We start from the raw sequence: 25,075 nt of genomic DNA, 5'->3' as shown, positions 1-25,075 counted from the left end.
ATGACCAAGAAAATCTACGTTATTTACACCGGCGGCACCATCGGCATGAAACCCACTGATTCGGGTTATGCCCCCTCTGGTAATATGCAGGCGCTTCTGGATGAAAAACTGCCTCCCCATGTCCGTCAGGGTCTGCCCGACTTTGGCCTGGTGGAGTATGGGGAGTTGATCGACTCCAGTAATATCCGCCCAAAAAACTGGAAGCAGATAGCAACGGACATTGCTGATCACTATGAAGACTACGATGGTTTTGTAGTTCTGCACGGTACCGACACCATGGCATTTTCCAGCTCCATGCTGTCTTTTATGCTTCGCAATCTGGATAAACCGGTTGTCTTTACCGGCTCCCAGATCCCTCTGTGTGAACCTCGTAGTGACGGACTGGAAAACTTTGTCGGCGCCCTGAGTATCGCCGCTGATGAGCGCATCAATGAAGTATGCCTGTACTTTAACGGTCGTTTAATGCGCGGCAACCGGGCTCGCAAACAAAACGCCTATCTTTTTGATGCTTTTGACTCTCCCAACTTCCCCTGGTTGGGACGTGCCGATATCAATATCGAGATCAATGATCTACTGTTGTTGAAGCCTGAAAAAAAACCAGAATTTCATCTTGAATGCTCTGAAGATACCCAGGTCGGCATTGTGCAACTCTTCCCCGGTATCACAGCCCTGTGGCTGGAAGCGGCCCTGAACCAGCCTCAAAAAGCCTTTATCATAAGGACTTATGGCGCAGGGAATGGCCCTGATGACGACCCGGCCCTGCTGAACGCACTGAAAAAGGCGACAGATGCCGGAAAAATCATCGTCAATCTGACCCAATGCCACAGGGGCGCTGTCCATCAAGGCAGTTATGCCGCAGGCTCTGCACTGGCCAAAGCGGGGGTAACTGGTGGTCTGGACACCACGACTGAAGCCATGTTCTGTAAGCTTCATCACTTACTGTCAAAAGGCCTCTCAACACAAGAGATCAGAGAACTGGTCGGAAAGAGTATTTCTGGTGAGCTGACGATCTGAAAAAAGATGAGGACTTTCGAGTCCTCATTCAGTCGCTATCATGGCAGCTGCCAGTCGATGGGCTGAACGCCTCTGGAAGTCAGATAATCATTAGCCTGCGAGAAAGGTCGGCTGCCAAAGAAGCCCCGATGTGCTGACAGTGGCGAAGGGTGCACAGTCTGCAATACCCGATGTTTGCTGCGGTCAATGAATTGCCCTTTACGCTGGGCATAACTACCCCAGAGGATAAACACCAGCCCTTCTCTCTTATTGTTCAGCTCTGCAATCACTCTGTCGGTAAACTGCTCCCAGCCTCGCTTTTGATGGGAAGCAGCCTGCTTGTGTTCAACAGTCAAGACGCTGTTGAGCAGCAAAACCCCTTGCTCAGCCCAGTGTTCGAGGCAACCGTGACTGGCTGGGGGAATCCCGAGATCATTTTGCAGCTCTTTGTACATATTGATCAGTGAAGGAGGAATACGAACATCTGGACGCACCGAGAAACTAAGTCCATGAGCCTGACCCGGGCCATGATAGGGGTCCTGTCCAAGAATCACCACCTTGACCTGTTCAAAAGGTGTCAGCTCCATAGCCCGAAAATATTCACTGCCCTTAGGATAAATCGTTTTACCAGCGGCCTTTTCATTCAACAGAAAGCTACGCAAAACCTGCATATACTCCTTGTTGAACTCACTCTGCAAATGAGACTTCCAGGAGGGCTCCAGTCTGATTTCCTGCATAGGACTTCCCCGGTTCTGTAAATATTAACAATAAGAGTTGAATGATAATCGAGTCAGCAAGTAACTGACCAGTTGGTTTTGCATATAGTGGCGAGTGGATTTCTTCATCCCTCGTGGCACAGCCACGACCCCATAGCCAGGGCAGGTTAACAGAATTGAAACGCAGAAGGATCGATTAAGACGTCGCCCAGAGAGGCAGAACCAACAAGGCAGGCACTTATACATACGATTGATGTTAAACTGACTTGATAAAATAGTTTCGTACACCCGTTAGCAGAGAGGTGTACGGTATTTTTAACTTTACAGAATGCCTGTTGACAGTCCGTGATTAATCAATGTTTGAACATCAACATTATCTGGCGATGTAGTCTTTCTTTAATCGGTGTCATATCCAGTCCACCTTTCTGCAACAGCCCCTCATACTCAACCTGCGCAATGAACGAGGCAAGCAGTTGTGCATCGGTTTCTGGCTGTGAAGAGCCTGTGCGCCTGAAGAGTGAAGTCAGGCTGTTCAACAGATAGGTCTGATGTTTAAAAGCGATGGGACGCAAATTTTCATTTCTCAGGCACTCCAGCTGGAAAGCCCGCTCTGCGATCAGGTAATCACGATGCTCAGTCAGCTGGTTGCCAACATAATCAACGGCCAGATCCAGCATCTGATCAACAAACTGATCCCTGGAATCACTGGAGTCATCCAGCAGTGAAAGCGCTTTTTGCAGCTGATCATCAGACTCTTCCCAGAATGCCTTGAAAGTTTCAGCCCCCATTTCCACAAACAGGGTAAAGGTGTCTGTTATGAGGTCGGAAATATCTTTGAAGTAATAAGTAGTCGCAGAGAGAGGTACTTGAGCTTCTTTTGCGACTGCGCGGTGTCTTACACCACGAACGCCATCTCTTACTACGATTCTCAGTGCTGCCTCCAGTATGGTTCGACGGCGCTGTTCACTATTGGCCCGACTGGTTTTACGCCCTTGGTATTTCAGAGTTCCATTTCCGAGAGCTGCTCCTTCATTCCGGGCCATCTGCGTTAGGACGCAGTTTCTTTCGTCACTGTACGTTGCTTCCATGATTAAATGCCTTGCAGTTGCCTGTTAGTCTTAAGACGTTTGAAACCATCGCTTGAAAGAGAGGTTTCAGCTACGCCAATCTTCTTGTACTTCAGCCTGAAAATGACGGTTAAAGTGTCATTGTCCAGGCTTGGTCAATGGCCGCTGAAGACTGGGCTGCAGGCTAGGAGGCAGACAGATCAACTGTCTGCCATGATTCCAGCCGGGATTACTGCTGGGGTCGCATGTGCGGGAACAACAGTACATCACGGATAGAAGGTGCATCAGTAAACAGCATGACCAGACGGTCTATGCCGATACCTTCGCCCGCCGTTGGCGGCAAACCGTACTCCAGAGCGTTGATGTAGTCTGCATCGAAATGCATGGCTTCATCATCACCAGCGTCTTTTTCTGTGACTTGCTGATGAAAACGCTCAGCCTGATCTTCAGAGTCGTTCAACTCGGAGAAACCATTGGCCACTTCACGACCGCCCACGAAAAACTCAAAGCGGTCAGAAATGAATGGATTGTCATCATTACGACGAGCCAGAGGCGAAACCTCTGTCGGGTATTCGGTAATGAATGTCGGATCCATCAGCCGGTGTTCAACCGTTTCCTCAAATATTTCGATCTGAACCTTGCCCAGGCCCCAGGTACCCTTGACCTCGATACCCAGCTTTTCCGCAACCCGGGTTGCTGAATCAATCGTATCGATGTCAGCAGCCTCAAGATCCGGATTGAAGTGCAGTATAGAATCGAAAACGGACATACGCACAAATGGCTTGCCGAAATCGATCTCCTTACCCTGGTAAGTCACTGAGGTTCCACCGGTCACGTCTTTTGCCAGACGCTTAAAGAGGGCTTCCGTGTGATCCATCATATCAATGTAGTCTGCGTAAGCCTGATAGAACTCAATCATCGTAAATTCAGGGTTATGACGTGTAGACAATCCTTCGTTACGAAAGTTCCGATTAATTTCAAACACCCGTTCAAATCCGCCCACCACCAGACGCTTCAAATAGAGCTCTGGAGCAATACGCAAGTACATATCAATATCCAGCGCATTATGATGAGTCACGAACGGACGAGCGCTTGCACCACCCGGTATCACCTGTAGCATCGGGGTTTCCACTTCCATGTAATCCTGCTCATGGAAATAGTCACGAATCACCTGAACAATACGGGAACGAACACGAAATGCTTCCCGGGACTCTTCGCGGGTAATCAGGTCCACATAACGCTGACGATAACGCATTTCGGTGTCAGTCAGACCCTTGTGCTTCTCGGGCAATGGGCGCAGGGATTTGGTCAGCAACTCAACCTGCTCCATGTCGACATAAAGATCCCCCTTGCCGGAACGCTGCAGGGTGCCTTCAGCACCGATGATGTCACCCAGGTCCCAGGTCTTGGCTTCCTTCAGCACTTCTTTAGCCAGCACCTTGCGATTCACGTACACCTGGATACGACCAGACATATCCTGAATTTCCATGAATGCACCACGGTTCAGCATGATACGGCCAGCTATCTTGACCTTCTTTCCAGCTTCCAGCAGCGCTTCCTTGCTGGCATCTGCAAACTCTTTTTGAAGATCAGCAGCCAGTGCATCACGACGGAATTTGTTTGGAAAAGCGACCCGTTCAGCACGAATGGCAGTGAGTTTTTCTCGGCGAAGAGCCACCAGCCGGTTCTCTTCCTGGGTATCTAAGATCTGTTCTTCAAACATAGTTTCTCCGGTTCAACCCCAGGGGGGGGCGAGAGTTAACAGTTGCCTGCTACTCCTTTGCGTAAACTTTTGCGTAAACTGTTCTCTGCCAACGGCTGACTTTAAAGGCCTTTCTTGAGACTTGCCTCGATAAACTTATCGAGATCTCCGTCAAGAACGGCCTGGGTATTTCGGGTTTCCACGCTGGTTCTCAAATCCTTGATTCGGGAATCATCCAGAACGTAGGAACGAATCTGACTGCCCCAACCAATATCGGACTTGGAATCTTCCAGAGCCTGGGCGTCAGCACTGCGCTTCTGCATCTCCAGCTCATACAGCTTGGCTTTTAACTGCTGCATAGCCTTGTCCTTGTTCTGATGCTGGGAACGCTGATTCTGACACTGCACCACAATACCGGAGGGCTCGTGAGTAATACGAACCGCAGAATCGGTGGTGTTTACGTGCTGACCACCGGCACCACTGGAGCGGTAGGTATCAATTCGAAGGTCGGCCGGATTAATCTCAATCTCGACATTATCGTCTATCTCCGGAGAGACAAAAACCGATGAGAAGGAGGTATGACGACGGTTACCAGAATCAAATGGAGACTTTCGTACCAGACGATGCACACCTGTTTCTGTTCTCAACCAGCCAAAAGCATATTCACCAGTAAACTGAACCGTAGCCGACTTGATACCAGCTACTTCGCCCGCAGATACTTCAATGATTTCTGTTTTGAAGCCTTTCTGCTCACCCCATCGCAGGTACATCCGCAACAGCATATTGGCCCAGTCCTGGGCCTCGGTACCACCGGAACCCGACTGAATGTCCAGATAGGCATTGTTGGGGTCCATTGCTCCGGAAAACATACGCCGGAATTCCAACTCTGCCAGTTTTTCGCCCAGCTGGTCCAGCTCTTCCACAACGCCTTCGACGCCGTCTTCGTCCTGCTCTTCTACCGACATTTCCAGCAGTTCAATGGAATCTGCCAGGCCTGATGTCAGCTGATCAATGGTAGCAACGATGCCTTCCAGCATGGAACGCTCTTTGCCCAGGGCCTGGGCACGCTCCGGTTCATTCCAGACATCCGGATCTTCAAGCTCCCGCTCTACTTCCTGCAGACGCTCACTCTTGTGAGCGTAGTCAAAGATACCCCCTAAGCACGTCAGTACGCGCTGTCAGATCCTTAATACGCTCCTTGATAGGGTTTACTTCAAGCATGGTTTATCGCTCAATATCGTTCAGTGTTCGATGAAAAATCGGGAAATATCACTTCGGCTGCCGGTATTGACCATGAGTAAGGCAAATGCCTGAACAGGAACAGAACCGGATGGCTTGCCCCGGGCAGTGACAGGAAAGAATGATTTCCACAATAAAAAACAGCCGAACATTCTACCTGATCAGCCCAAGTGTTGGAATGAGAGAAAAACAAAAGCTAGCCCCCGAATGTCTGGCCAGGAGACTATTCAGGGAACCTTTTCAGCATCTGGCAGTCAAATGTAATGAGAACAGAAAAAAAGCAACCAACAAGAGGTGTACATCATGATCAAACAGAAATTGACGGCCCTGGCCCTGATACTGCCCCTGACCGCTGTAGCCCTGTCCGGCTTTGCTGATGAAGAAGAGCCAAAGCAGGATGAGAGCAATAAAAGCGAGAAGGTTCTGATCCTTCAAAGCCTGATGGCTAAAAATGAAGAGACAAACACCGAAGAAGAGTCTGCGGAGGATGAAAAAACATCGACAGAACAAAACAACCGTTTTGAACTGCTGTAAAAAGATGGCGAAGCCGGAACAAAGTCAAAAGCTGGCATCCGGCAACTGCTTCTGCCGTCGATGAACCCCATCGACAGCAGAAGCAACGCTCTCTGCAAGATTCAGAAAACTGTATGCTCTATGGCTCTTCTGAAAGGCGGCAGAGAGTCCAGAATCATACGACCATACCTCGCTGTGACCACTCTTCGATCCAGCAGGGTGATCTGGCCGGTATCCTGCTCTGTTCTTAACAAACGACCGCAGGCCTGTACCAGCTTGATGGCTGCATCTGGAACGGTTATTTCCATAAACGGATTCCGGCCCTGAGCCTCAAGCCATTCTGACAGTGCCGATTCCACAGGATCATCGGGAACCGCAAAAGGAATTTTGGCGATAATAACATGCTCACAATATTCACCAGGCAGGTCGATCCCTTCCGCCAGACTGGCCAGACCGAAGAGAATACTGTCTTTGCCTTCATCAATATGCTTGCGATGCAGTTTCAGAAGTTCCGCCCGGGAATAATCATCCTGCAAAAGGATCTTCTTGCGCCAGGCATCATTGAGACCAAAATGCACATCTTTCATCTGCTTGCGTGATGAAAAAAGTACCAATGTACCTTTTTGTCTGGCCATCAGATCGGGCAGCTTCTCAACGATTTCTTCCGTGTGCTCTTCACTCTGACGAGGATCAGACAACATACCCGGTACCACCAGCTGTGCAGCGAGACTGTGCTGAAAAGGGCTGGGAACCACAACGCAACGGGATTCAGACGGAACCCCTGAGCGCATACGGAAACGATTGAAGTTGCCCAATGCAGTGAGTGTGGCCGACGTAACAATCGATGCATAACCCGGATTCCAGAGCGTCTGCCAGAGTGTTGCCGAAGAAAGTATTGGGCTGCTGAAAACCTCCAGTTCCTCACCAAAGGGCCCTTCACTCCACTTCAGCCAGCGGGCACTGGGTGGCTCACCCTCAGGGTCTTTCATGGTGTAGGTCAACCAGAGCTTAAACTGGTTTTCCAGACGCATTTGCATTGCACCCATTTCCGGATACAGTTGCTCGGCCTGCCAACGGTCAATACCCGGGACATCACCGTCCATGGCATCGTCCAGTTCCCTGGTAATTTTTTCTACCATACCACTGCAACGACTGAAAACGGCTTTGAGTACTTCAGCCTGCTGACGGAGTGCTTCAGGTATTTTCCCTTGCTCAAAGCGATAGACAGCAACCGTCGTATCACCCTGAATTCGAGGTTCAAAGGTTGCAACACCCTGTAACAGAGTATGGGTGTGACCCAGGGCATTCACCAGTTCATCAAACTCAGGCATGAGTTTTTCGAGTCTTTCACCCAACTCACCGGGCAAGGCGTTTTGGGACAGGGTTTTCTGTAGAGACTTACTGGCTTTCTCCAGCCAGCTGGCCGTTCCTTTTATTCTCGAATGACAGGCGAAATGATCGATCGCCTTGTCAGGCAGATGATGGCCCTCATCGAAGACGTAAACGGTATCTTTCGGATCAGGCAGAATAGCGCCACCGCCCAGGGCCAGATCAGCCAGCACCAGATCATGATTGGTTACCACCACATCGGCCTGTTCAAGATCTGCCCGGGCTTTATAGAAAGGACACTGATTGAAATAGCCACAGCGGCGGCCACTGCACTGGGAATGATCCGTGGTAATCATTCGCCATTGTTGATCTTCCAATGCATCGGGCCAGCTGTCGCGATCACCCTCCCAACTGGAAGCGGCAAAGTCTTCCAACATAGTTTGATAGAGCTTCAGGGAAGTCTCGTCCTGCGCCAGTGTGAAACCTTCTGCGGCAAACATATCCATTAATGAGGCCGTTGACTGCTCTTCCTGCAACAACCGATCAAGCTTGCTAAGACAAGCATACCGCCCACGACCCTTGGCCAGGGTAAAAGAGAACTTAAGTCCGGTTTTCAGGATAATATCGGGCAGGTCCTTGCCGATAATCTGCTCCTGCAGCGTCACAGTGGCTGTAGAGATTACCAGTCTTTTATCAGCAGCCTGCGCCATCACCACAGCAGGCAGAACATAGCCCACCGTTTTACCGGTACCGGTACCAGCCTCGACGACAATCACGGAAGGATCCGAGGTTCTGCGCCCTTCACTGTCGGTCTTGACCTCACCCAGGGAACGGGCGACTTCTGCAATCATCTGTTTCTGACCGGGCCGGGCCTTCAGCTTTTTGCTGGTCAGAAACGTGCTGTAAGCCTTCTGGATCTTTTTTTTCTGTGAATCTTCAAGCACTGTGCTGATCACCCACCGGCTGGGTTGGAATTTTTTTCATCAGACTCATCAGGTGAAAGCCGCCAAAGATCAGAATCATGTAGCGATCTTTCATGGACAGCGGCGCGCCCATAGCGGCAAAACGGCGACTGAAGAAGAAATGCTCTGCCGTGTGCAACAGCAGCAACAGGGGCGCAGCCCAATTCAATACGGACCCCATGGGTTCTGCCACGGGCACAAAGAGATTCCACAGTGCTGAAAGCCAGAATAAAACCACCACCGCTTTGCCAAAGCCCATGTATCTGATCCTGTAATTTAAGTAAAATGATATTCTATCGAAAACCCATCACTCCTGCTCGAAGAATTCTATGACTGAAAACAGCCCTGAGCTTAAAAACAGCCTTGAGCACAAACATCCTTATTCAGACGCCTCTATCAACCATTGCCCTTGTGGTTCAGGCCAAACCTATAAAGCATGCTGTGGCCCTTACCATTCGGGGCAAGCGGCTCCAACCGCAGAAGCCCTGATGCGTTCCCGCTTTTCAGCCTATTATCTTAAAAACACGGATTATCTGCTGGCCACCACCTGGCAGCGCCAGATCAATGGCTTGGATAAAGCCGACATTCACCGAGAGACAGACGCCACCCGGTGGACCCGACTGGACGTGGTCAGCACTGAAGCTGGCGGCAGTGCTGACAGCCGGGGAAAAGTGGAATTCAAAGCCTGGTTCCTGAACCCCGCCACCGGCAGGGAAGAAGCGCACCATGAGCACTCAGACTTCATCAGGGAACAGGGTCACTGGTATTTTATTTATCCGGATATACCTGCCAGACTGCCTGGAAGAAACGACCCTTGTCTCTGCGGCAGTGGCAAAAAATACAAAAAGTGCTGCGGTTGATTCTCTCTCAGCTTTATCAAAAGACAGCAAAATTTAATTAAGAGAGGTGAGGTGAAACTTGTTTTTAATTGCTAAACCTTCCGGTTCAACCTGCCAGTACACTGTCGTTCTTGTGTTGCTCTGCTTACTGTTGCTGCCCTTACAACTACTGGCTTTGACTTGTCACAAATGCGGCTTCAATTACAATCGAAAAGACTTCTCGTTCTGCCCAATGTGTGGGGAAGAAGCTGAAAATGAAGATCTTCTGCATCGCACAATGCCTTCCCAATCAGCAGCGCCAGTAAGTCCTGGTGCACAGGTGGATGAATCGCTGAGAAATCTGGAGTTTGCCGTAAAAGTATTTAGCCGTGCAGCCCCCAATATCCCTGAAAATTTTGTATTATCCCCTGATAGTCTTTTTCAGACACTGGCATTGTTAGTATTAAATGCGGGTCCTGACGGTGCGATCGAGCAATGGCGTCAAAATTGTCTGAGTGAGGATCATTCTAAGCCATCCGGTGCAGCAGCCCATGAACAGAACAAAAACCCTTCTTAACAAAAAATAAGACACCCATAAAAAAAAGGCCTCGTCAGAAAAAAAATAAGACACCCATAAAAAATGTCTCTTCAAGGGAAAAAATAAAAAAATAAGACATTCAAAAATCTGTACTCCCAAAAAGGATCAGAAAAATCTATCTTCAAGTAGCGTATCAACGAGCCACACAGCGCCACCCAACGAACAGAGGCTGTTCAAGCCATAATTCAGACAATGCAAATTCATTCCGACATAAGTCGAAGAGAGATAAAGAGAGGGTCTTTGACGTCTTAACTGATTTCTACGCTAACCTGTCAGGTACAAACGACTGCAGGCGTTTAAACCTCGAAGCCACTTCTGTCCGGCTTCAAGTGCATAAGCCTTCATCGCCTCCAGACGGCCAACTGCCCGATAAAAACGATTATTCCATTGCATGGTTTTCAGCCACTCATCCGGATCAATGTCCAACCTTTGAAGAATCGGAGGGGTACACGACGGGATGGAACCTTTCTTGTCTGCCCTGACAATGCGGCCACTCCAGTCAACCAGTTCCAGATAATCGTGAAGAAGGTATGGAAGGGCAACATCCGTATTCTGGCCCTGCAAACAAAAAAGTTTCAGGGTCAGCGGCTGATTTTTAGTCTCAGAGTGTGTAACCTGCTCCACGCGTTCCTGAATCGACGTGTAGTCTGATTCTTCCGGTGTTTCTACCTTACCAGCCCGAATCGGATTCAAGTCAACGTAGGTCATGCAGGTCAGTAACGCTGCTTCGTCCAGCAATGCCTGGCTTTTAAAGCGACCTTCCCAGAAGCGTCCTTTACATTCGTCTTCTTTGTTGGCCTCACGAGCAAGATATTCATTCAGGCAGCGCATAAACCAGCTGATATCCGTTAAACGACGCCGGTATTCCTCAGCATATTCATCAATACGGGCCAACTCAGCGCTGCCCAGTTTGTCAGCGGCCAGATGCCTTTGCACCAGAAGCGGACCACTGAACAAGGTCGTCCAACGATGAAGCACTTCATTCCGTGACCAGCCTCTGGCAGATGGCTGATTGATGTGCAAAACCACATGATAATGGTTCGACATGACAGCGTAAGCGCAGACTTCGATAGCAAAGACTGAAACCAGTTCCCGAAGTTTATCCACCACCCACTGGCGGCGATGCTCGTAGTTCTTGCCAGTCAGGTGGTTCTCTCCGCAGAGGTAAGCCTGACGAACACATCTTGCCATACAGTGGTAATAAGGCGTTGAACCGGGGTCAATCAGAGTATTGCGGGCCTGAGCCATGAACTCACCTGTTTGGGTAAAAAATCAGTGATGGGTGAAAAAGTAGACCAGGTGGATGGTAAAGCAAATTTATGGGTGTCTTTTTAATTTTCATTTTTAATTTTCATGTACTGGGCAAGCTGCCCGAACCAGAAATGCCCCACAGATATTGCTGACGAGGCAACTTTTTAAACTGACCGTCAAATCCAATGGCTATGTAATTACCCGACGAGTGGATTGAATTCTGGATGGGATACAACCAGGAAACTATCCTATATTGAATTTCGGATTTCGTATTCAGTTGATCGCATCCATAGGGCAAGGGTTCGGTAGACAGAGAGGTTATGGCAAGTAAAAAACCTTAAACCAAGGTAAGAAGGTACAGACGTGGTTTTGCTCAGTGATTTTTTCAATTCAGTCTGCCATTACAGGATCCTTCTGGTATTGCTCTGCTTATTCTATTTATCGTTGCCAGCCTCACACCTTCTGGCTGTGACTTGTGGAAATTGCGGTCTGGATTACGATGATGAAACCCTTTCATCCTGCCAAACACCGTCGTGTAACATAGAAGCTGAGAGTGAGCCCCCTCAACATGACACAGCACCTCCTGAAAGGGCAACACCAGTTAAACCTGATTCAAATCATGTTGCACAAGTGGATGGATCCCAGGGAAATTTTGATTTTGCAATGAAGGTATTTTACCAGGCATCAGCAAATATCCTTAAAGATTTTGTCATGTCCCCTGACAGCCTTTTGCAGACAATGACGCTGTTACTGTTACAAGCGGGTACCAACAGTACGGACGAGCAATTGCGTCGAATTTATTGGCCAGGCTATGATTATGAGCCATCCGGTGCAGGCGCAACAGCCGGTGGAAAGAACAAAGACCCTTCTTCGATTATCATGCTCGCAGCCAGTCAACCTGAGGCTTTGGCAGTTTATAGAGAAAGACTTAAACAAGTCGACAATACTCCTGGTAATGTCGACTGCACCAATCGCGGACAAACCCAAACCCTTGGCCAACTGCTTAACAGACTATTTTGCCAATTAACCCATGGTATTGTTCAAGATTATTGCACTCCCGATGCTTACTCCTTTCAGTTATCTTTCTCCATAGAACACGCATGCTATTTATACTTCATAGGGATGTGGAGAAAGTCTTTTGGGACCGATAGTGCCTATTTATTTAACTTACCCAATGATCAAGCAGACGCTTTAAAAAGAATTATCGAAGGAAAAACCAATCCTTCTCAATACGCACGTCACAATAATTGGAAAGCATTTAACTTTCCCTTCCGGGAAGACAATGAAATAATTTTGGTTTTACCCCCGGCAGGGGTGTTTCTTTATGGGCTAAAGTGTAACATAATATCGGCCTTGGTATCCTCGTTCGACTCCAAGGAACCCTTTTCATCCAGTTCAACGACAACTACCGAATTCCCACCCTCTGAAGTTGATAAAAACACTGACTTGAGTGAAGCTCTAAGTCGATCGGGTTCAGGTTTACTTTCTATTGCTAGCAGTGATCTGGGCTCAGGAGCTATGCCAGATCTGACAGTTCGTTCGAATATACTTAGTGAACAGGGTACCCGGGGCGCAGCTTTAACACACGCTGATTCTGACAGAAACCATGAGAGAGATACAATACAACCAATCCGGTTCGATCTGCCCTTTATTTATATCTTGCGTAATAGAATAACAAAAAGAATCATCTACATTGGTCGGTTATTTTATCCCAGAGACGCCTCATGATTGTGAACCCGCTGACCGGGATCAGGAGAGCCTCATAAATCCCTCGCTGATTTCCTCGCAAGCGAAGGTCAATGGGACTTCCAAAGATTTAATGAGGGATATAAGCAATCAAAAGACAATGGACATTTGTTTTATACGACGTCGACACTCTATGTCCTTCAAATTGTTTTAGTTTTTATCTGGACGCTGATCAGAAAACCACCCTATATTGGACTATGGATTTCACACTCGATTGAGTGTTCGGCAAAATAACGTTCCATAAAAAAACAGGAAGGTTATTCCAGCTCACCCTAAAACTTCAGGCAGCATGGTACAAGCGTGGTTTTACTCAGAAAATCTTCCGATCCAGACTGCCATTACAGAGTCGACCTGGTATTGGTCTGTTTACTCCACATATTCTTATTGCCTTCGCAACTTCTGGCTGTGACTTGTGAGCAATGCGGCTTCAATTACGATCAGGAAGACTTTAAATTTTGCCCAACAGCGTCATGTAATAGAGAAGCTGAGAGTCAGCCCCCTCAACATGACACAGCACCTCCCCAGGGGGCGACAGGAGTAAACCCTGATTCAGATCCTGGTGCGCAAGTGAATGGATCCCAGAGAAATCTTGATTATGCCATCAATGTACTTGGCCATGTTGCCGCAAATATTCGTGGAGATTTTGTCATTTCCCCCGATGGCCTTTTTCAGACAGTGGCAATGTTGCTGCTACATGTGGGTGCTGACGGTGCGGCCGAGCAATTGCGTCAAATTTATGTGGGAGAGTATTCTTCTGAGCCAACCGGTGCAGCATCATCACGCGCTACAGAATCCGGACAGGAGAAAAACCGGAATATGACTGACTGGCTCGCAGCCAGTCAGCCTGATCCTCTGGCAATTTACAGAGAGAGACTTGAAGAAGCAAACCGCCATGCTCGTAGTAATGTCAACTTCACCAACCGTGGGCCTATAAAAAACTTAGCCCTGTTGCTCAACAGTCTATTTTGCCAGTTAACCAGCGGTATAATTCAACGTTTCTGCAACTCCAACGTCTGGCCCCGATCCTGGTCCACAGAACTCATAAGTGCTTATTACTTCATAGGGCTGCGTGAAAGGTCTTTTGGGACCCAAAATGCAGCAGGTTTATTTACCTCATTACCTAACGACCAGGCCGCCACTTTGCGTAGAATTGTGGATGAAGAAATCAGACCTTCCCAATACGCCCATCACAATGATTGGGAGGCATTTTCCTTTCCCTACCCCAACTGGGGAAATGAAGAAATGGTATTGATTATACCACCGGCAGGGATAGTGCTTTATGGACTAAGTTCAGAAATAATAAAGGCATTATTATCGTCATTAGACTCCGAAAAGTCCATTTCAACGACAACTCACGGACTTCCACCCTCTCGCGTTGATACAAGCACTCACTTGAGCGAAGCTTTAAGTCGTTCAGGTTCAGGTTTACTTTCAGTTGTTACCAGTGATCTGAGTTCAGGAGCTATACCAACGATGCCTGCTCGTATGAATGTGTATAGTGACCAGGCAGCCCCGGACGCAACCTTAACGCACACTGATTTTGAGAGAACACACGAGGGAGATACAATACGACCAATCCAATTTGATCGACCCTTTATTTATATCTTGCGTAACAGAATGACAAAAATAATCATCTATATTGGGCGGATATTTTATCTCAGAGACACTTCATGATCCTGAACCCGTTAATCGGGATCAGGAGATCCTCTTGGCTCCCTCGCTGATTTTGTATAAAGTCAACACACTCTGATTTGAGACCAACCCTAAAATTAAGTCAACAAGGTACAAACGTGGTTTTACTAAGCAAATATTCCGATAGGGTCTGGCTTTCGATAAAGGCATTGACTCAAACAACTTTACATTCTCTTTTTACAAATACACTCAGCTTAGGAACCATGCTATCGGAGCCTGTACCTGTTTTAATTAATGTGTTTAATCAACACAGCGCCATAGAAGTTAACGAACAAGGAACCGAAGCCGCTGCTGTAACACATATCGGTTGTTCGAGAGGATTTAGTATGAATAGCCCTAAGCCCATTGAATTTACACGGCCATTTATTTATATATTGCGTAATAAAATAACAAAAAAAATCATCTTCATCGGGCAGATACTTGATCCCCGGAAATCAGGAGCAGGTACTTCAGGATCGGGTACCCAGTAATCGGGGTTGGGGGAGCCTCACGACCCCCCCACCCTTTGTTGCAAACGAAGAAGAATGTGGCTTAGAAAGATTTTAATCTTCAAACTGATTTGTTTTTTTGGCGCTAACCAGGAAACCATCCTATATTGAGTGCCTGATTTAACACTAGGTTGACCATTCTGCAGGGTAGCGGTTCATAAGATAGGGACGATATTCCTAACCGAAGATTAAGACGACAAGGTACATACATGGCTTCACCAGGCAAGGCTTCCAATATAGCCAGGCAGTGCAGGTACGTTTCAGTGTTATCCTGTTTGCTCTGCTTCCTGTTCGTACCCTCACAACTTCTGGCAGTGAACTGTATAAAGTGCGACCGTGAGTACAGTGATGACTTATTTAAAGAATCTGAACCCTGCTATTTATGTCGAACAAAAGACGGTTCTGATTCTGCTGATGAGGGTCATGATTTAAATCCCGGTGCACAGGCAGATGAATCACACGGGACTCTGGGTCTTGCCATAGATATATTCAGGCGTGCAGCACAGGCAACTCCTGAAAATCTGGTCCTGTCCCCTGATGGCATTTTTCAGACACTGTCACTGTTACTGATGGGGGCCACTGATGAAACCCGGCAATTGCTTCAAAAGTGTCTGGGAGAGGATTATTCTGGGCCATTCGGTGCCACAGCATCAGGCGCGACAGCCTCTGGACAGGACCAATACTGTATTGCCAATTGCCTGCTTGTCTCCAATAGGCATACTCTTCAGGAAACTTATAAAAAAAAGCTTGAACAAATAAACGCCGATATTCGAGATAACGTCAACTTCTCCGACCGTGCATCATTACAAAGCCTTGCTCAAGAACTCAACGATCTATTTTGCCAATTAACCCATGGATTGGTTCGAGAATTTTGCCAGGACAATGATTGGCATTCCAATACTTCCATAGCACTCATAAATTCTGTTTACTTCAAAGGCCTCTGGGAAACGTTTTTCAGGAAACGAATTGGAGGATCAACATTTACTTTACCCGACAATCAAAGAGTTGTTTTAGACGGGTTTATGGATGGAACAATTAATGCTGACCAGGAGGCTGAATATAATGATTGGAGGGCAGCTGCCGTCCCCTACCAGGGAGATCATGAAATGATTTTGGTTTTACCCCCGGAAGGGATAATGCCCCACGAGGTATCGCCAGAAATAATAATGGCACTATTCTCATCATTAGACTCCAAAGAGCTATTATTTTCAAGCTCATCAGTTCCTCTTGGTCTTGGACTCCCGACTTTTAGTGTTGACTCGGACACTAAATTGATAAATACATTAGCTCAAACAACTTTACACTCTCTTTTTACAGGCACACTCAGCTTAGGATCTATGCTATCCAATCCAGCACCTGTTTTTATTAATATGTTTAATCAACACAGCGTCATAGAAGTTGATGAACAAGGAACCGAAGCCGCAGCTGTAACACACGTCGGTTTTTTTACATCAACGGGTATGAGTTTTCCGAAGCCCATTAACTTTACACGACCATTCATTTATATATTGCGTAATAAAATAACAAAAAAAATCATCTTCATTGGACAGATACTTGATCCCCGGACTTGAAAGAAGACTCTTCAGGTTCGGGTCCCAATAATTGACATGGGGAGCCTCACGACTCCCCCTCACCCTTTCTTTGCAAGCCAGATGGAATAGGGTTCTCAGAGATTTTTGGGTAAATAGCCATCGGTAAACATTGAATCTTTAAATTTTACAGCATCAATTCCCTCTGACCCTTGAGCAGGTATAGTTTTTTAGGCACTCACCAAAAAACCACCCTATATTGTATTACGTATTCCGTTCACCACTCCTCAGGGCAACTGTCCAGTGAACAGGAAGATCATCTTGAGACAATCCCTGAAATCGGGAAGTTATGAGGTGCCAACATGGCTCGAGTAATGAAATCTCCCGCTATAGCCTTGCAGCACAGGCGCATTTTGCTCTTGGTCAGTTTGCTTTATTTCCTGTTGCTACCCTCACAACTCTGGGCTGCGCCCTATGACCACTTCGACGACAACGAAGATCCTGAAAAATCTTCACCCTACCCGGTGTTTCAAGAAGAGGATTCTGACGACGAGCTTCACGGTGAGACAATGCCTTACCAATCGGTAACACCAGAAAACCCTGATTCAGACCTTGGTCCGCGAGCGGCTGAGTCCAACCGGGATGTGGAGCTTGGCATAAGTCTATTTATTCAGGCAGCAAAAGAAACTCCTGGAAATTTTCTTATCTCCCCTGATGGCCTTTTTCGCGCGCTGGAACCAGTACTCATGGGGGCTTCTGGAGAAACTAGGCAATTGCTTCAAAGCTACATGGGAGATAAATATTCTGAGCCATCCCCTGCAGCAGCAACCGCAACATCTTCTGCACAGGACGACTACTTCGTCTCGAACACTATACTCTTGTCCGAAGAACTTGCAGTTCAGGAGAATTATCGTGGGAGAGCTAAACAAGTAAACGTCGATCTTCGTGAAAGGATCAGGTTCTACGACGGTGTATCTTTAAAAATCCTTGCTGATGAGCTCAACAGACTATTTAGCAAATTAACCCATGGCATGGTTCCAAAATTTTGCAGCGCCAACGAATGGTCGGCAGATACCACCTTGGGACTCGTAAGTTCTGTTTACTTCAAAGCGCTTTGGAAAGACTCTTTTAAAGTCGATATGACAGGTTTATTTACTGTACCCGGCGAAGAATGGAGAGCCATTTTGGACAAATGGCTGGTGGGTGAAATCAGTTCCTCCCAATACACAAGTCACAAACATTGGCAAGCAGTCACCGTTCCTTACCGGGGAACCCATGAAATGATTTTTGTTTTACCTCCCGAAGGGATAATGCCCCATGAGATATCAGCAGAAATAATAATGGCATTACTTTCATCATTAAACTCCGAAGAATCATGTCCATCATGTTCAAAAATCTCTATCGGACTTCCACCCTTTAAGGTTGATTCGGACATGAATTTGAGCTATTTCTTAAGAAAAACGCCTCTACGTCCTGTTTTTACAGCCGCCGTCCTTGATAAAGGCCCCCTCCAATTGGGAGCTATGCTACGTGATCCTCGAGGTGCTTCTATTAATATGGTTCGTCAACATTGCGCAATTGAGGTCAATGAAGCTGGGACCCGAGCCGCAGCTATCACACGCGTCTCTTCAACGAGATCGTTTGGAGCAGGAGGTCATGATAAAAAATCCGTCAAATTTGATCGACCATTTAGTTATTTCTTGCGTGATAAAAACACAGGAAGAATCCTCTTTATTGGGCAGATACTTGATCCTCGTAAATCAGGAACAGGTACTTCAGGATCGGGTACCCGGTAATCGGGACAGGGGGAGCCTCGCGACTCCCTCGCCCTTTGTTGCAAGCGAAGAAGAATGTGGCTTTGAAAGATTTTAATCTTCAAACTTTTTTTTATTGGCGCTAACCAGGAAACCATCCTGTATGATCATCTTGAGACAACCCCTGAAATCATGAAGTTATAAGGTGCCAACATGGCTCAGGTAATTAAATCTCCCGATATGGCCTTGCAGCACAGGCGCATTCTGCTCTTGGTCAGTTTGCTTTATTTCCTGTTGCTATCCTCACAACTCAGGGCTGTGACCAATGACAACTGCGACATCAATCAGGATCGTGAAAAATTTTCAGCCTGCACGGCGTTTCATGAAGAAGATTCTGACGACGAGCTTAAAGGTGACACAATGCCTTTCCAATCGGCAACACCAGAAAGCCCTGATTCGGATCCTGGTAGACGGGCGGCTGAGTCCAAGGGGAATCTGGAGCTTGCCATAAGTGTATTTAGTCAGGCAGCAAAAGTAACGCCTGAAAATTTTCTTATCTCCCCTGATGGCCTTTTTCGAGCTCTGGCACCACTACTCATGGGGGCTACTGGAGAAACCAGGCGGTTGCTTCAAAGCTACCTGGGAGATAATTATTCTGAGCCATCCCTTGCAGCAGCACCAACCGCAACATCTTCTGCACAGGACGAATACTCCATCTCGAACACTATGCTCTTGTCCAGTGGACTTGAACTTAAGGAAACTTATCGTGAGAGACTAAAACAAGTAAACGTCGATGTTCGTGATAACATCAACTTCTTCGACCGTCTATCTTTAGAAAGCCTTGCTGATGAGCTCAACAAACTATTTAGCCAGTTAACCCATGGCATGGTTCCACAATTTTGCTACGCCGACCAATGGTCGCCAGATACCACCATGGCACTCATAAATTCTATTTACTTCAAAGGGCTTTGGGAAAGGTCTTTTAATGTCCGAAAAGCTAAATTTACTTTACCCGACGGTCAGAGAGTCAATTTGAACGAATTTATGGTGGGTGAAATCAGTTCCTCCCAGTACACAAATCACAATGATTGGGAAGCAGTCACCGTTCCTTACCAGGGAGCCCATGAAATGATTTTAGTTTTACCTCCCCAAGGGATAATGCCCCATGAGATATCAGCAGAAATAATAATGGCATTATTTTCATCATTAAACTCCGGGGAATCATGTCCATCATGTTCAAAAATCTCTATTGGACTTCCACCCTTTAAAGTGGATTCGGACATTGAGTTGAGCGATTTTTTAAGTAAAACAGCTTTACACCCTCTTTTTACAAGACCCCTGGAATTAGGCGCTATGCTATCCAATCCTCTAGCTGTTTCTATTGATGAGGCTCATCAACATTGTGCGATTGAGCTTAATGAAAATGGGACCCGAGCCGCAGCTGTCACACACCTTATTTCTACGAGATCGACCAAGGACAATCAGAGAAAATCCGTCCAATTTAATCGACCATTTCTTTATGTATTGCATAATAAAATAACAAAAAGAATCCTCTTTATTGGGCAGACACTTGACCCTCGAAGCACTTCGGAATCGGGTACAGATACCCATTAATCGGGTAAGCGGAGCCTCAGGATTCCCCTCACCTTTTGTCGTGGGCAACGGGGGAGTCGTTTAATTGCGAGCAACCAGTTTCTTCACACACTCTGGTCCCTTGTTAGAAACATGATTTACCGTTCTGCCCACTTTATAAAAAGACAGTTTACTGACCGTTTCAGTCGGTTTGCCCAGACTCGCAAGAACCGTCTTATAGCGCTCACCCAGCCACTCCTTAGCCTGTTTTTGTTGCAGCAAAACCGGCATTCTCTCGGTCAGCGGTGTAATATCACTGATAGCAGGACGAGTAAGAATCGCGCAGGACTCGAAACTCAACTGGTCGTCCACAGGATAACTCTCCCAGAGACCGGCAAACAGGCACAAACCACCCGACTTTGGACGTATATACCATGGCTGACTGTGATCCCCTACCCTCTGCCAGTCGAACCAGCCATCGGCCAGAATCAGACAACGCTGCTTTCTGAGGGCGCTGCGAAACATTGGTTTATCGGCAGCGGTTTCGATTCTGGCATTGATCTGGGCTCTGGAAAAATCCTGCAGCCAGTGAGGAACCAGACCCCACTTAACCCGCGCGGTTTCAACACCGCCCTGCTCATTATTTTTGACAATAAGTACCTGTTCACCAGGCGCAACATTATAGGAGGGAATATTGACTTCCGTCTGGCGGATACCCAGACACCCCAGGTTGATCTGATCAGCCATCAGCGTGTAACGACCACACATAATCATTCTTCCTGAATGTGATCAGATTCTTCCAGAACGGGGGACGCCTTGAGGTAATCCTCGATCATTTCTTTGGCCAGACCGGCATCGTAGTCGTCTACATAGAGAGCCAGCAGACCGGTAGCGGGTAGTTCACCCACGGCACCCGCCAGATAGCTACCTCCCAGATGGCAGGCAATGCCATGGCTCTCCAGAACATCCTTGAGGCATTGAGCCTCAAGGAGATTTTCAGGGCTGAATATCTTGATCATACTTTTAATAAAAACACGACTATCGTCGTAAAGCAAGCTTACTTCAGGTAGACCGTCCTGATCTGGCTGACCAGCTCGTTCGCTTTAGCTCTCTGGGCAGGGGTAAGCAGTTCAGACAGCTCCTGCTTCTGTTTACGGGCCGCTGTCAGAAAGTCCCCCTCGGAATCTTCCAGACTCAGGGCAGTCCACATATAAGCAGCAATCAGGTTGCGGTCTGTGCCTGCCCCTTTATAATAGGATTTCCCCAGTTCGTACTGAGCCTCTGCACTCTTGCCCTGTCGACCTGCGGCCCGTTCGATCAGTTGAAAACCTTTTTTGGGATCTTTAGCTACGCCCCCCAGACCCTCTCGATAGGCCTTGCCCAACAAAAGTTCTGCCTGAACATTACCTCTGTTCGCCAGAGGTTCCAGCAGAGAAAGGGTTTGACTGGGATTTTCCGGCCTGACTTTACCAGCAACCAACAGGCTGCCCGCTTCAAGCACGGCCTGTTCATCACCTGAGCTGGCCCGCTTCAACAGACTGGAAAAGTCAGCAGCCCAGCCACTCAGGGAAAACAGTAATGTAATGGCCAGTAGCCCACCCTGGCACTTTCTACTCAATAACATCTATTACCTCTAGCCATTTTGAGCAGTCGACTGCCCAATGATTGCATTTTTGAAACACTGATTTTTTCGATTGCGCAGAGTATACACACTCAAGACAGGGAATTCTGCAAGCTTTCAATTATCAATAACCCGTTAAACCCACATCAACAAACATTCATACGTACGGCTATTCTCAAACCGTTACAAAGTGCCACACCCCGGCTACAGACCCTTTGTTTTAATAACTATATACTCATGGTTTTACTCACCGCTGTTATAAAAGGCAACCACCCGGAACAGATGGAACGTTTTGAAGAAATCCGCCCCTATCACGATCAGGAAGTAAGGCCCGTCCTGGACCGCCTGTTGCAAGACCCTGAACTTATTCAGGCACTGGTGCGTCATCAATACCCTGACATGCCAGTTTTCCTTAATGGCATTGCAGGCTGGCTGACAGCCATGGGATTGCGCTACAAACTAAAGAACATACATGACATTGATGGACTGCAACAGGTCATTGAACCTTACCTGACCCGTGTCATTGAAGGCAGTACTTCCGGCATCAGCTTTTCCGGACTGGATCAGCTCAACAAAGAGCAGGCTTATCTGTTCCTGTCCAATCACCGGGACATTGTCATGGACCCGGCTTTTGTCAATCTGGCTGTTTACAAACAGGGCATGCAAACCGTTCGAATAGCCATTGGTGACAACCTGCTGCAAAGACCTTTTGTCAGCGACCTGATGCGTCTTAACAAAAGCTTTATCGTCAAACGCTCTGTGGAAGGCCGCCGGGAAAAACTCAGGTCTTATCAGACACTGTCAGCCTATATTCATCACTCCATAGATACCGGGCATCCCGTCTGGATCGCTCAAAGTGAAGGCCGGGCAAAAGACGGTGACGACAAAACCGACTCTGCTATCATCAAAATGCTCCACATGAGCCGAAAGGCTGCGGAAACCTCTTTTGCCGACAGCATTCGCTCCATGAACCTGGTACCGGTTTCGATTGCTTACGAATACGACCCCTGCGATATGGCCAAAGCCAGAGAACTCCACGCCACTGAAACCTGGGGTAATTACGAAAAATTTAAAGGAGAAGACCTGCAAAGCATAGTGACAGGCATCGAAGGCTTCAAAGGCAAGGTTCATGTGGCTTTCGGTACACCGCTGTTCGACGAGTATGAAAATGCCAATCAGGTTGTTGAAGAGGTAGATCGTCAGGTTCATCAAAACTACCATCTGTTCGCTTCCAATCTGATTGCCTTTGATCGGCTCCGCAGTGGCTATCCCAATGTCACAGAGTGCACTTTAGAAGCTCTGTTTGAAAGGTTTTGCCCGGAAGAATCGCTCGACGATAAAGTCACAGACTTCAATGATCGCATAACCCAGTGCCCGGAGGCTCATCAACCCTGGTTCCTGAGGATGTACGCCAATCCTGTTATCAATCATTTTGCTGGAAAACGACATGTCTTTGCATAAGCTTTGTTTTTTTGTCCCTGAAAGTCATCTTGAATCAGTGAAGACTGCCGTCTTTGCTGCGGGTGCCGGTCGTTATGAAAAGTACGACAACTGTTGCTGGCAAACGTTAGGTCAGGGACAGTTCAGAGCGCTGGATGGCAGCGATCCTTTTATCGGTAGCCAGGGTAAGCTGGAAACCGTTCAGGAATTCAAGGTTGAAATGATCTGCGAGGACCAGTATCTGAAAGCCGCCATTGCAGCGTTGAAATCGGCACACCCTTATGAAGAGCCAGCCTTTGAAAGCTGGCCGCTTGGAGCCTGAGTCTAAAAGCCGGGAAACGCCTCACCGAGAAAACGAATAAAGTTTCTTTTAGCCTTGTGCTTTTCGCGCAGCTCTTCAAACCAATGACTGAATGCCCGCTGCTGATTCAGTCCAGTCAATATCTGCTGACACTCGGCCATTAGCTCGACCGCCTCTTTATAACTATTATTCGTTTTTTTCTGTAGACAAGCTTCAACCAGCTTCCCATAGAGAGCAAAAGAGCGTTCTCCATCCTGCCGAAAATGTTTCCTCAGCTCGTAGAGCAATGCCACATCCGGTTCTGAATCTGTAACCAGTTGCCAGGCCGACTCCAGATCGGACTCGGCAAGAAAAGTCATCATCAGTGTGTTTAACACACGGTGGTGGAGATACCCCTTAGTACTAACGACACGCTCTTTCATCCAGTCTATGGCTTTTTGCCGCCAGTCTTGCTGACTGTTCAGGTCTTGTGAAAGCTCCTGCAAATACTCAAAAGTGGACAGTGTTGGTGACTCTTTAAATTGCTCCCAAACATCCTGCAAAGCTTCAGAGCTTCGCCCCGTTTTCAAAAGCAGCAACTGTTGCAGTTCATGAATCTCAGCTGATTCACCGAAACGACTGCTCTGCCGAGCTCTATCAAGATAATTGTGGACTTCGTCATGCTCATCCAGCTCCAGATAACAGCGCGCAATAACCAGATAGTCTTTCTCAGTCATGGCAATCTTTTTATAGAGCTGAATCAATGTCTTGTAGTCATTTTCCAGTTCGGGTTCGACTTGCAGGACACTGAGCAACCGTTCATAAATGAGGCGATCCCGCCAGTTATCACTTTTCAGCCTGGGTAACTCATCCCAACGAGCCCGGGCGATCTCCAGGAAAGTCTTCTGACACTCTGGCGTCATAACTTCACTGAAATCATCCGGGACGCGGCCATGCCATTCATCTTCATCCTTGAGCAGCAACTCCAACAGATGCTGAGCCTTGGACGCTTCAGACCAGTTCAGTGAAGCAAAGGCCTCAACATACATCCTCTGTAACTGAGCGACAGCCTCAAACCTGAAACCTCCGGAATCATCCACTGTCTCCAGCGCACGGACGATTCGTGACATAGCATAGTCCAGCAACGCCAACTGATCAGTAGCTGCCAGCTTTTTTAAAGGTGGTTCAAGATTAAAGAGAACCTGTTCGACATTGGCAAAATACTGCCTGACTTGAGCGTATCTAAAGTAATGTCGATTGTAGGGGATAGCGGCGGTTATTCGTTTACGGATGGTTTTTCGGTCCATAATGCCCAGTGCTGTTTCAGCCTTGAGCAACCAGTGCTCTCGCACTGAACGACTGGCGTCTATCATTTCAACAAAGTGCCCCACCAGTTCTTCTTTGGGCATCTGCAATAAATAAGCGGCCAATACGTCTGTGGCCTGTGCGCCTTTTTTCACCCGGGGAACAGAGACTTTATCTCGCAACACCATAGCCACAGCAACACAGTGTTTGCAAAAGTCGATGCCATCAGAAGCCGGACAGTTACAACTGCCGTCCAGGGCACTCTGGGTATAAACCAGATTGACCTGATAAACCTCGCTGCCCATAACACTGGCTGAAATCCTCTGGCCCCGGATCGTCAGGTCTGTGACCCGTCCTTCCTGGTAGTACCCCTTCCCCCGGGAAAAAGCTTTCTCGCCTGCCAGTTTCACTAACTGCTGATCGGTAATTTCCGGCTTGTCATTCACGCTGCTTCAACCTG

General features: G+C 47.6%; 24 protein-coding genes. 12 read left to right on the top strand and 12 right to left on the bottom strand.

Going from position 1 to position 25,075, the window contains the following annotated elements:
* Nucleotides 1-1,014: an asparaginase gene (gene ansA / locus ACOMHB_RS12150; RefSeq protein WP_448216807.1), complete on the top strand. Its 1,014-nt coding sequence runs from the start codon at nucleotides 1-3 to the stop codon at nucleotides 1,012-1,014.
* A 38-nt stretch (nucleotides 1,015-1,052) separates the two neighbouring features.
* Here the strand turns inward: ansA and ung are convergent, their stop codons facing one another.
* From ung to ACOMHB_RS12125, 5 genes are all read right to left on the bottom strand, one after another.
* Nucleotides 1,053-1,730, bottom strand: coding sequence for a uracil-DNA glycosylase (gene ung, locus ACOMHB_RS12145; RefSeq protein WP_422133519.1), 678 nt, complete (start codon nucleotides 1,728-1,730; stop codon nucleotides 1,053-1,055).
* A 332-nt stretch (nucleotides 1,731-2,062) separates the two neighbouring features.
* The gene (locus tag ACOMHB_RS12140; protein ID WP_422133518.1) at nucleotides 2,063-2,797 is read right to left on the bottom strand and encodes a TetR/AcrR family transcriptional regulator; all 735 of its coding nucleotides are present in this window, start codon (nucleotides 2,795-2,797) and stop codon (nucleotides 2,063-2,065) included.
* Between the two features lie 208 nt (nucleotides 2,798-3,005).
* The gene (gene lysS / locus ACOMHB_RS12135; protein ID WP_448216806.1) at nucleotides 3,006-4,499 is read right to left on the bottom strand and encodes a lysine--tRNA ligase; all 1,494 of its coding nucleotides are present in this window, start codon (nucleotides 4,497-4,499) and stop codon (nucleotides 3,006-3,008) included.
* A 101-nt stretch (nucleotides 4,500-4,600) separates the two neighbouring features.
* Nucleotides 4,601-5,699, bottom strand: a protein-coding gene (gene prfB / locus ACOMHB_RS12130) for a peptide chain release factor 2 (RefSeq protein WP_448216805.1) whose coding sequence is annotated in 2 segments (ribosomal slippage) — nucleotides 4,601-5,623 and nucleotides 5,625-5,699 — 1,098 coding nt in all. Because the reading frame shifts where the segments join, the coding sequence is not laid out codon by codon here.
* Between the two features lie 20 nt (nucleotides 5,700-5,719).
* Nucleotides 5,720-5,869 carry a hypothetical protein gene (locus tag ACOMHB_RS12125; protein WP_448216804.1) on the bottom strand — a complete coding sequence of 50 codons (150 nt, stop codon included), beginning with the start codon at nucleotides 5,867-5,869 and terminating at the stop codon, nucleotides 5,720-5,722.
* A gap of 151 nt (nucleotides 5,870-6,020) precedes the next feature.
* Here ACOMHB_RS12125 and ACOMHB_RS12120 point away from each other — a divergent pair, with 151 nt between their 5' ends.
* A complete protein-coding gene (locus tag ACOMHB_RS12120) occupies nucleotides 6,021-6,251 on the top strand; it encodes a hypothetical protein (RefSeq protein ID WP_448216803.1) in 231 nt (76 codons plus the stop codon).
* 101 nt (nucleotides 6,252-6,352) lie between these two features.
* On the opposite strand, the gene dinG is transcribed toward ACOMHB_RS12120, so the two are convergent.
* Complete coding sequence (gene dinG, locus ACOMHB_RS12115) at nucleotides 6,353-8,503, bottom strand: ATP-dependent DNA helicase DinG (RefSeq protein WP_448216802.1); 2,151 nt, start codon at nucleotides 8,501-8,503, stop codon at nucleotides 6,353-6,355.
* The gene (locus tag ACOMHB_RS12110; protein ID WP_422133512.1) at nucleotides 8,496-8,780 is read right to left on the bottom strand and encodes a DUF1145 domain-containing protein; all 285 of its coding nucleotides are present in this window, start codon (nucleotides 8,778-8,780) and stop codon (nucleotides 8,496-8,498) included. The genes dinG and ACOMHB_RS12110 overlap by 8 nt, the downstream gene beginning before the upstream one ends.
* A 70-nt stretch (nucleotides 8,781-8,850) precedes the next feature.
* Here ACOMHB_RS12110 and ACOMHB_RS12105 point away from each other — a divergent pair, with 70 nt between their 5' ends.
* Nucleotides 8,851-9,381: a YchJ family protein gene (locus ACOMHB_RS12105; protein WP_422137834.1), complete on the top strand. Its 531-nt coding sequence runs from the start codon at nucleotides 8,851-8,853 to the stop codon at nucleotides 9,379-9,381.
* Between the two features lie 58 nt (nucleotides 9,382-9,439).
* Entirely contained in the window at nucleotides 9,440-9,916 is a 477-nt protein-coding gene (locus tag ACOMHB_RS12100; protein WP_448216801.1) for a hypothetical protein, read from the top strand.
* A 285-nt stretch (nucleotides 9,917-10,201) separates the two neighbouring features.
* Here the strand turns inward: ACOMHB_RS12100 and ACOMHB_RS12095 are convergent, their stop codons facing one another.
* Complete coding sequence (locus ACOMHB_RS12095) at nucleotides 10,202-11,185, bottom strand: transposase (RefSeq protein WP_448216800.1); 984 nt, start codon at nucleotides 11,183-11,185, stop codon at nucleotides 10,202-10,204.
* Between the two features lie 633 nt (nucleotides 11,186-11,818).
* On the opposite strand from ACOMHB_RS12095, the gene ACOMHB_RS12090 reads away from it, so the two are divergent.
* From ACOMHB_RS12090 to ACOMHB_RS12065, 6 genes are all read left to right on the top strand, one after another.
* Complete coding sequence (locus ACOMHB_RS12090) at nucleotides 11,819-12,916, top strand: serpin family protein (protein WP_448216799.1); 1,098 nt, start codon at nucleotides 11,819-11,821, stop codon at nucleotides 12,914-12,916.
* Between the two features lie 318 nt (nucleotides 12,917-13,234).
* Nucleotides 13,235-14,608 (top strand): serpin family protein, encoded by a 1,374-nt coding sequence (locus ACOMHB_RS12085; protein WP_448216798.1) that lies wholly within the window; start codon nucleotides 13,235-13,237, stop codon nucleotides 14,606-14,608.
* 77 nt (nucleotides 14,609-14,685) lie between these two features.
* On the top strand, nucleotides 14,686-15,096 hold the full coding sequence (locus ACOMHB_RS12080) for a serpin family protein (RefSeq protein ID WP_448216797.1): 411 nt from the start codon (nucleotides 14,686-14,688) through the stop codon (nucleotides 15,094-15,096).
* 227 nt (nucleotides 15,097-15,323) lie between these two features.
* The gene (locus ACOMHB_RS12075) at nucleotides 15,324-16,685 is read left to right on the top strand and encodes a serpin family protein (RefSeq protein ID WP_448216796.1); all 1,362 of its coding nucleotides are present in this window, start codon (nucleotides 15,324-15,326) and stop codon (nucleotides 16,683-16,685) included.
* A gap of 320 nt (nucleotides 16,686-17,005) precedes the next feature.
* Nucleotides 17,006-18,439, top strand: a complete 1,434-nt coding sequence (locus ACOMHB_RS12070) for a serpin family protein (protein ID WP_448216795.1) — start codon at nucleotides 17,006-17,008, stop codon at nucleotides 18,437-18,439.
* Nucleotides 18,440-18,610: 171 nt separating this feature from the next.
* Entirely contained in the window at nucleotides 18,611-20,011 is a 1,401-nt protein-coding gene (locus tag ACOMHB_RS12065; protein ID WP_448216794.1) for a serpin family protein, read from the top strand.
* Between the two features lie 60 nt (nucleotides 20,012-20,071).
* Here ACOMHB_RS12065 and ACOMHB_RS12060 read toward each other — a convergent pair whose 3' ends face one another.
* The 3 genes from ACOMHB_RS12060 to ACOMHB_RS12050 are packed head-to-tail and all read right to left on the bottom strand — an operon-like array spanning nucleotide 20,072 to nucleotide 21,593.
* Nucleotides 20,072-20,737: an SOS response-associated peptidase gene (locus ACOMHB_RS12060; RefSeq protein ID WP_448216793.1), complete on the bottom strand. Its 666-nt coding sequence runs from the start codon at nucleotides 20,735-20,737 to the stop codon at nucleotides 20,072-20,074.
* A gap of 2 nt (nucleotides 20,738-20,739) precedes the next feature.
* Complete coding sequence (locus tag ACOMHB_RS12055) at nucleotides 20,740-21,024, bottom strand: putative signal transducing protein (RefSeq protein ID WP_448216792.1); 285 nt, start codon at nucleotides 21,022-21,024, stop codon at nucleotides 20,740-20,742.
* A 2-nt stretch (nucleotides 21,025-21,026) separates the two neighbouring features.
* Nucleotides 21,027-21,593: a tetratricopeptide repeat protein gene (locus ACOMHB_RS12050; RefSeq protein WP_448216791.1), complete on the bottom strand. Its 567-nt coding sequence runs from the start codon at nucleotides 21,591-21,593 to the stop codon at nucleotides 21,027-21,029.
* A 234-nt stretch (nucleotides 21,594-21,827) separates the two neighbouring features.
* Between ACOMHB_RS12050 and ACOMHB_RS12045 the strand changes: the two genes are divergently transcribed.
* Together ACOMHB_RS12045 and ACOMHB_RS12040 are read left to right on the top strand one after the other, a co-directional pair.
* Nucleotides 21,828-23,051, top strand: a complete 1,224-nt coding sequence (locus ACOMHB_RS12045) for a 1-acyl-sn-glycerol-3-phosphate acyltransferase (RefSeq protein ID WP_448216790.1) — start codon at nucleotides 21,828-21,830, stop codon at nucleotides 23,049-23,051.
* On the top strand, nucleotides 23,038-23,352 hold the full coding sequence (locus ACOMHB_RS12040) for a YqfO family protein (RefSeq protein ID WP_422133498.1): 315 nt from the start codon (nucleotides 23,038-23,040) through the stop codon (nucleotides 23,350-23,352). Before ACOMHB_RS12045 ends, ACOMHB_RS12040 begins: the two co-directional genes overlap by 14 nt.
* A 2-nt stretch (nucleotides 23,353-23,354) precedes the next feature.
* On the opposite strand, the gene ACOMHB_RS12035 is transcribed toward ACOMHB_RS12040, so the two are convergent.
* Nucleotides 23,355-25,061 (bottom strand): SWIM zinc finger family protein, encoded by a 1,707-nt coding sequence (locus ACOMHB_RS12035; protein ID WP_448216789.1) that lies wholly within the window; start codon nucleotides 25,059-25,061, stop codon nucleotides 23,355-23,357.
* Nucleotides 25,062-25,075 lie beyond the last annotated feature (14 nt).

The sequence above is a fragment of the Endozoicomonas sp. 2B-B genome, assembly GCF_053470045.1.
This window is presented reverse-complemented; position numbering and strand designations above follow the sequence as displayed.

Bases quoted from the DNA above. Each gene is read 5' to 3' on its own strand.
- ACOMHB_RS12065 (WP_448216794.1), top strand. From the start codon at position 18,611: ATGGCTCAGGTAATTAAATCTCCCGATATGGCCTTGCAGCACAGGCGC.
- ACOMHB_RS12120 (WP_448216803.1), top strand. From the start codon at position 6,021: ATGATCAAACAGAAATTGACGGCCCTGGCCCTGATACTGCCCCTGACC.
- ACOMHB_RS12075 (WP_448216796.1), top strand. From the start codon at position 15,324: ATGGCTTCACCAGGCAAGGCTTCCAATATAGCCAGGCAGTGCAGGTAC.
- ACOMHB_RS12060 (WP_448216793.1), bottom strand. From the start codon at position 20,737: ATGTGTGGTCGTTACACGCTGATGGCTGATCAGATCAACCTGGGGTGT.
- ACOMHB_RS12050 (WP_448216791.1), bottom strand. From the start codon at position 21,593: ATGTTATTGAGTAGAAAGTGCCAGGGTGGGCTACTGGCCATTACATTA.
- ACOMHB_RS12105 (WP_422137834.1), top strand. From the start codon at position 8,851: ATGACTGAAAACAGCCCTGAGCTTAAAAACAGCCTTGAGCACAAACAT.
- ACOMHB_RS12095 (WP_448216800.1), bottom strand. From the start codon at position 11,185: ATGGCTCAGGCCCGCAATACTCTGATTGACCCCGGTTCAACGCCTTAT.
- ACOMHB_RS12125 (WP_448216804.1), bottom strand. From the start codon at position 5,869: ATGTTCGGCTGTTTTTTATTGTGGAAATCATTCTTTCCTGTCACTGCC.
- ACOMHB_RS12140 (WP_422133518.1), bottom strand. From the start codon at position 2,797: ATGGAAGCAACGTACAGTGACGAAAGAAACTGCGTCCTAACGCAGATG.
- ansA (WP_448216807.1), top strand. From the start codon at position 1: ATGACCAAGAAAATCTACGTTATTTACACCGGCGGCACCATCGGCATG.
- ACOMHB_RS12110 (WP_422133512.1), bottom strand. From the start codon at position 8,780: ATGGGCTTTGGCAAAGCGGTGGTGGTTTTATTCTGGCTTTCAGCACTG.
- ung (WP_422133519.1), bottom strand. From the start codon at position 1,730: ATGCAGGAAATCAGACTGGAGCCCTCCTGGAAGTCTCATTTGCAGAGT.
- ACOMHB_RS12040 (WP_422133498.1), top strand. From the start codon at position 23,038: ATGTCTTTGCATAAGCTTTGTTTTTTTGTCCCTGAAAGTCATCTTGAA.
- ACOMHB_RS12070 (WP_448216795.1), top strand. From the start codon at position 17,006: ATGGCTCGAGTAATGAAATCTCCCGCTATAGCCTTGCAGCACAGGCGC.
- lysS (WP_448216806.1), bottom strand. From the start codon at position 4,499: ATGTTTGAAGAACAGATCTTAGATACCCAGGAAGAGAACCGGCTGGTG.
- ACOMHB_RS12045 (WP_448216790.1), top strand. From the start codon at position 21,828: ATGGTTTTACTCACCGCTGTTATAAAAGGCAACCACCCGGAACAGATG.